This is a genomic window from Gluconacetobacter entanii (genome assembly GCF_013155425.1).
GTDB lineage: Bacteria > Pseudomonadota > Alphaproteobacteria > Acetobacterales > Acetobacteraceae > Novacetimonas > Novacetimonas entanii.
On record NZ_JABJWD010000110.1, the window covers coordinates 1 to 592 of the forward strand.

At 64.7% G+C, this 592-nt stretch carries 1 protein-coding gene and 1 pseudogene; both read right to left on the reverse strand.

Annotation, left to right across the window (positions count from 1 at the left end):
- Positions 1–270: DUF2612 domain-containing protein (locus HNH97_RS15800; protein ID WP_171791515.1), on the reverse strand; the 270-nt coding region annotated here is incomplete at its 3' end.
- Position 271: 1 nt separating this feature from the next.
- Positions 272–592: pseudogene (locus HNH97_RS15805) on the reverse strand (baseplate J/gp47 family protein); the annotation flags it as partial.

Here is a 592-nt window from a genome sequence, read left to right on the forward strand (position 1 = left end):
CCCCTGCCCGAAGGGCGCGGCGGAGGTATTGCCTGCCTCCCCAAAACCCCAGAACAGGTCTTCGGTTATCGTCAGCACCCGGCTGATGCCAACAATGCGCCCCCACACGTCAAGGCCGTAGCCCTGCGCCGTCTGCACATTCCAGATCAGGTTATAGAAGCTGTCGATCTCCGCCGTCGGGTCGATGCACTGGTTCCATGCGTCGATCAGGGTGCAGAGGGTGGGGCTGTTGGCATACTGGCTGATGACGGTCTGCTGCACATTATCCATGTCACACCAGCGCCAGCGTGATGTCGGCGGGATCAAGCGTGGGCGCCTGGTTGATATCCATCTGCACCGTAAAGCCGGTGGGCGCGGCGGCCGTGCCGATCGTGATCTCCACGATCTGCGCCCATGCGCCCAGCGCCGCAACCCCGGCGTAGAACCGGCTGGCATACAGCCGTGACGCAATGCGCGCCCGCGTCCCGCCATCCGTGCCGTCGAAGGCCGCGGCCGCCACCGTCTGTATCTGCGTCAGCGCATCTGACGGCACGGTCGCCGAACTGGCGAGCGACACGGCAATGAAGATCGGCGTGGGCGTCGCGTAATCGAA